The organism is Amaricoccus sp. (assembly GCF_017995835.1).
GTDB lineage: Bacteria > Pseudomonadota > Alphaproteobacteria > Rhodobacterales > Rhodobacteraceae > Amaricoccus.
In genome coordinates this window covers 1-4,754 of sequence record NZ_JAGOID010000163.1, presented here as the reverse complement: position 1 = coordinate 4,754, position 4,754 = coordinate 1, and the positions used below count along the sequence as shown (strand labels likewise).

The 4,754-nt window shown below is 72.5% G+C and carries 7 protein-coding genes; 3 read left to right on the top strand and 4 right to left on the bottom strand.

Translation table 11 applies throughout. The features are described 5' to 3' along the window. Positions 1–273: 273 nt before the first annotated feature. From KBA23_RS15910 to KBA23_RS15895, 4 genes are all read right to left on the bottom strand, one after another. On the bottom strand, positions 274–789 hold the full coding sequence (locus tag KBA23_RS15910; protein WP_290742989.1) for a periplasmic heavy metal sensor: 516 nt from the start codon (positions 787–789) through the stop codon (positions 274–276). 2 nt (positions 790–791) lie between these two features. Continuing rightward, positions 792–1,202 carry a hypothetical protein gene (locus KBA23_RS15905; protein WP_290742986.1) on the bottom strand — a complete coding sequence of 137 codons (411 nt, stop codon included), beginning with the start codon at positions 1,200–1,202 and terminating at the stop codon, positions 792–794. After that, positions 1,189–1,767 (bottom strand): RNA polymerase sigma factor, encoded by a 579-nt coding sequence (locus tag KBA23_RS15900; RefSeq protein WP_290742983.1) that lies wholly within the window; start codon positions 1,765–1,767, stop codon positions 1,189–1,191. The genes KBA23_RS15905 and KBA23_RS15900 overlap by 14 nt, the downstream gene beginning before the upstream one ends. A 74-nt stretch (positions 1,768–1,841) precedes the next feature. After that, positions 1,842–2,366, bottom strand: a complete 525-nt coding sequence (locus KBA23_RS15895; RefSeq protein ID WP_290742980.1) for an EF-hand domain-containing protein — start codon at positions 2,364–2,366, stop codon at positions 1,842–1,844. 141 nt (positions 2,367–2,507) lie between these two features. On the opposite strand from KBA23_RS15895, the gene KBA23_RS15890 reads away from it, so the two are divergent. The 3 genes from KBA23_RS15890 to KBA23_RS15880 all read left to right on the top strand — a co-directional run bounded on the left by KBA23_RS15890 (position 2,508) and on the right by KBA23_RS15880 (position 4,734). Further along, complete coding sequence (locus KBA23_RS15890) at positions 2,508–2,894, top strand: DUF983 domain-containing protein (RefSeq protein WP_290742978.1); 387 nt, start codon at positions 2,508–2,510, stop codon at positions 2,892–2,894. Beyond that, the gene (locus KBA23_RS15885; protein ID WP_290742974.1) at positions 2,887–3,615 is read left to right on the top strand and encodes an NUDIX hydrolase; all 729 of its coding nucleotides are present in this window, start codon (positions 2,887–2,889) and stop codon (positions 3,613–3,615) included. Before KBA23_RS15890 ends, KBA23_RS15885 begins: the two co-directional genes overlap by 8 nt. An 858-nt stretch (positions 3,616–4,473) precedes the next feature. Next, positions 4,474–4,734, top strand: a complete 261-nt coding sequence (locus KBA23_RS15880; RefSeq protein ID WP_290742971.1) for a hypothetical protein — start codon at positions 4,474–4,476, stop codon at positions 4,732–4,734. Positions 4,735–4,754: the final 20 nt, after the last annotated feature.

Genomic DNA, 4,754 nt, shown 5'->3' with positions numbered 1-4,754 from the left:
ACAGCTACGACGCCATCGTCGACGTCTGCTGCGAAGCCTGGAACGCGCTTCTCGCAACCCCCGAGCGCGTCGCATCAATCACCTCACGCCAGTGGGCGCAGGTCAGCGGATGATGCCGTTGGTATGACTCCCCCAAACATCACCGTTCGGCCCTTGCCGACGGAAAGATTCACAGGCTCTGAGGCGATCGGGACGTCCATCCGGACCGTTTCGCCCCGACCCGTCGCGACGGGTCCGGTCCTTCCGGCCGGATTGCGCAGCGTCCGACCTGCCTCAATGGCGTGGGCCGCCGGGGCCCTTGCCGCCCGGGCCGGGGCGCGGCGGTTCCATCAGGCGGCGCGCGTATTCCGCCCGCGCCTCCGCGTCCATGCGGCCGATCTGCTCGAGCAGCAGCCCCGTGCCGCGCCGGCCGAGCGCGGCCATGATCCCGGTCCCGTCGTCGAGCACGGCCGAGACCGCCGCCGGATCGTAGGGCTCGGCGGTCAGCGCCGCGGCGAGATCCGCGCGCAGTCCGCGCAGCCGCTGGCGCTGGCCCACCCATTCGCCGCGGCTCGCCCGAAGCGAGCGGCCGAGCTCGCCGCGGTACGGCTCCGGCAGCGCGTCGCCGTAGAAGCGCAGACCCGGGTCGCCCCCCGGCCCGTGCGGCCCGGGCGGGCCCTTCAGCGCCAGCCCGGCCATCAGCCCGACGAAGGCGAGGTTGAGGCCGAGCGAGGCGACGAGGAGGACCCGCGTCCAGGGGCGTCGCGGCCGGGGGTCGGGCACGGGGGGCGTGGGCGTCGCTTCGGTCATGCTCATCCCTCCGCCATCGCGAGGTCATAGAAGCCGTCCACCCCGTCGGCCGCATCGACCGTGGCGTCCGTCGTCGCGGCCACGGTCTCGCCCGGCCAGAGCACCGGCTCGACCAGCCCCGCCCCGGCGCCCAGCGCCCCGGCGAACAGGCCGACGCCGAAGCATCCGGCCAGCGCCAGCGTCGCCATACGGCCGACGCCCGGCCGCGCGACGCCACGCGACGCCGCGCGGGGCGCAGGCCGGGCGGGCGGGCGGGCGGGCGGGCGGCGCGCCGCCTCCGCGTCGGCGATGATCGCCGCCATCAGCCGGGGCGGCACGGCTGGCGCATGTTCCCGCGCCGCGTCGAAGAAGTCGGCGAGCGCGCCCTCCTCCTGCCGGAGCGAGGACCGCGGGTCGTGATCATGTGTCGCCATCGTCAAGCTCCAGTTCTCCACGCCGCGGCGCCAGGCGCGCGGCGAGCGCGCGCCGGCCCCGGGCGAGCAGGCTCTCGACCGCCTCGACGCTCACGCCGAGCGCCGCCGCGATCTCCGGGTTGCCCCGTTCCTCGAAGTGACGCAGCACGATCGCCAGCCGCTGCCGCTCCGGCAGCAGGGCGAGCGCCGCGTCGAGCGCCGCCGCCCGGTCCGCCCGCGCCAGCGTGGCGACCGCCGTCGGGCGGTCGTCCGGCGCGTCGTCGGACAGTTCTCCGGTCGGCCGCCGCCGGCGCAGCCGGTCGAGGCAGAGGTTGCTCGCGACCCGGTAGAGCCACGTCCCGACCCCCGCCTCGCCCGGCCGCCAGGCGCTCGCGCCGCGCCAGAGCCGCAGCATCGTCTCCTGCGCCACGTCCTCGGCCTCCGCCGCGTCGCCGAGCATCCGCCGCGCGACCGCGAGCAGCCGCGGCGCGTGCCGCTCCACGAGCGTGCGCGCCGCGACGGCGTCGCCGAGCGCATAGCGCCGGATCAGCTCGTCGTCCGTCAGGGGTTCCGGCGCGGCGGTCATTCTCGTCCGTTCGGCTGGAAGCGATCCTGGGGGCGGCGGCGTCAAGGCGCAAGCGGCGAGGGTTCGGGCCCGCGTCAGGGACGCGGCGGCTCCATCCGCGGTCCGCCGCGGCGGTCGTCGCGCTGCTGCGGCGCGGCCTCCTCCTCCGAGATCGCGTCGTCGCGCGAGCTGTCGAGACGGACGAAGATCATGTTGACCTGCTCCTCCGCCAGCGCCGCGACCGAGACCTGCCCCGCCGCGGTGGCGCCGGTCATCGCGAGGATGCGGTCCGCCGCCGCTTCGGCCGGATCGACCGAGAACACCGCGAACATGCCGCCGCGCCCGGGGAAGGCCGCGATCAGCTCTTCGCGGTCGAGGACGCCGTCGCCGTTGAGGTCGAAGACGGCCAGCCGCTCCACCGCGCGCGCCTGAAGCTCCTCGCGGCTGAGCGAGCCGTCGCCGTTCGCATCGATGGCGGCGAAGTCGATCGCGCCGGGGCCGCCCGGCCCGCCCCAGGGCCCGCGGGCGCCGTGCGATCCGTGCGGGGAATGCGCCGCGGCGGCGCTGGCGGCGGCGATCGTCGCGACGAGCGCCGCGAGCGCGATACGAGGTCCGGTCATTGTCGTCTCCTTGGGTCTTCTGCATCGGGCGTCGCCTCGACGCCTCTGACCATTCCACGCGGGTCGCGGCCGATTCCGTCGCTATGGGAATCCGCGGCGGGAAGGACTACATTGCGCGCGAACCAAGAGGAGCCCCCGGCCATGGCCGACGACGATCGCGACCTTCGCGCCGCCCTGATCCGCGGGGCGAGGCTGCGCTGCCCCGCCTGCGGCGACGGCGCCATGATGGACGGATTCCTGACGGTGCGCGACGCCTGCCCCGCCTGCGGGGTCGAGCTGCACCACCACCGCGCCGACGACGGCCCGGCCTGGGCGACCATCCTCGTCACCGGGCACATCCTCGCGCCGCTGATGCTCGCGGTCTTCATGGCTTGGCGGCCGGGGCCATTGTCGATGGCCTTCGGCTTCTCGGCCGTCTTCGTCGCGCTCTCGCTCTGGATGCTGCCGCGGCTCAAGGGCCTGTTCGTCGGGCTGCAATGGGCCAAGCGGATGCACGGCTTCGGCGGGGACGCGCCCCGGCGTGCCTGAGCCCGAGCGTGCGCCGGAGGCGGCGAAGATCCGGGCGGGACGGCGCGACGCGATTCGCGACGCAGCCACCATCGTCCTCGTCCGCCGCGACGCCGGAGCCCCGCGCGTGCTCATGGGACAGCGCGGCGCGAAGGCCGCCTTCATGCCGGATCTCTTCGTCTTTCCCGGCGGCGCCGTCGAGCCCGGCGACCTCGCGCTTTCCGCCGGGCCGGACGTGCCGCTGCCCGCGGACGCCGAGAGGCTGACGCGGGAAGCGGACCCGGCGGTGGCGTGCGCCCTGCCCTATGCGGCGATCCGCGAACTCTGGGAGGAGACCGGCCTGCTGCTCGGCCGCCCGGACCCCGCCGCGGCCGCGCGAGCCGCCACGGCGCCGGAGAACTGGGCCGGCTTCCTCGCCGCCGGCCTCGCGCCGCGGCCCGAGCCATTGCGCTTCTTCTTCCGCGCTGTGACGCCGCCCGGCCGTCCGCGACGCTTCGACGCGCGGTTCTTCGTCGCCGAGGCGAGCGAACTCGCCTGCGACCCCGACGCCTTCGAGCGGATCGACCACGAACTGCGCCACCTGCACTGGGTCGACCTCGCCGCCGCCCGCGCGCTGCCGCTGCCCTTCATCACGACCGTCGTCCTCGCCGAGGCCGAGGCGCTGATCGAAGCGGGCTCCGCAGCGGCGGCGGTGCCGTACTTCGTCCACGATGCGCGCGGCTCCCACGTCCGGATGCTCTGATAATTGGTTGTCGGGTGAGGGGGACGAGGCCCGAGCTGATCGGCCGGCGTTGAGCTACGAGGGCCGCGATGGTTGGCGTCCCGGAAGGCGCTCAGACCCTCAGGCCACCCGGCGCAACACGGGCTAACACGCGTGATAGTAGGGTATCCATCTGAATACACACGATAAAAGTGTTGGAGGTCAAAAAAGGCCCGCGAGTCGCTTCATGAGCCCGCCAGTATGAGCCCCCCTCAGCAGGCTCTGAGACGGTCACGGTCCCGGCAGTGGAGTATGCGGCCCTGGCCAACTGCGCGATTCGCTGCGCCCGTTCCGCCCGAAAGGCGGCAGGCGCAAGTATTGGCGAAGTTGTGATGCAACCCCGAGGCGAACCCCGACGACCTCGGGGCGGACCGGCCACGGGAGGCCGGAATCGCGCGCCCCACGTCCAATCACGCGATCCCGGCTCCTATCGGTCAATCCCGGATATGATGGCTCGATTGGCTACAAGACGGGATAAAAGGCCACACCACAATGCGGGCGGACCGCGTGCATTTTCTCGACGCGATGCTGGCCGAGCCAGTCCCTGCGCGCAACGCCCGGCGGCGGGCGAAATCGGCGGCCGCCGCGCCGAATCGTGCCCGACCGGCACGAGCGGCTGCTACCTGACGCGTAGCCTACTCAAGCCCGTCGTCGCCTTTCCGCCTTTCACTAGGTTTTTGACTTCTTGGCTCCGGCGGCAGGGATCGAACCTGCGACCAATTGATTAACAGGCACCGCCAGATGCCCCTTGGCTCAAGTGGTTAGGGCGGGGCGCGGGAAGGCTTTGACCGCCAATTGACCGCGCTTGCTTTGGTGCATTCTGCGTGCGAAACTCAACTCATGAGCGAAAACGACACCAATCGCGGACGCGACTTGCCGAAAGGCCCGGAGCATCTTCCGATGCTCGATCAGGACACGCCTGACAGCATTGAGTATCGCATCATTCTCGCGCGCACCAAGGCGATGAAGACCTTGGAACCTTACCTGCGCGCGAGTAGCGTCGCCGCCTGCCTGCGCGGACCATCGCGCTGGCAGGCAGGCGGCGACGCGGTGGTCATCGCGCGATCTTCGGCGATGGTCGGGTTGCGAAAGCCAACCTGATCGGAGACCTCACGATGACC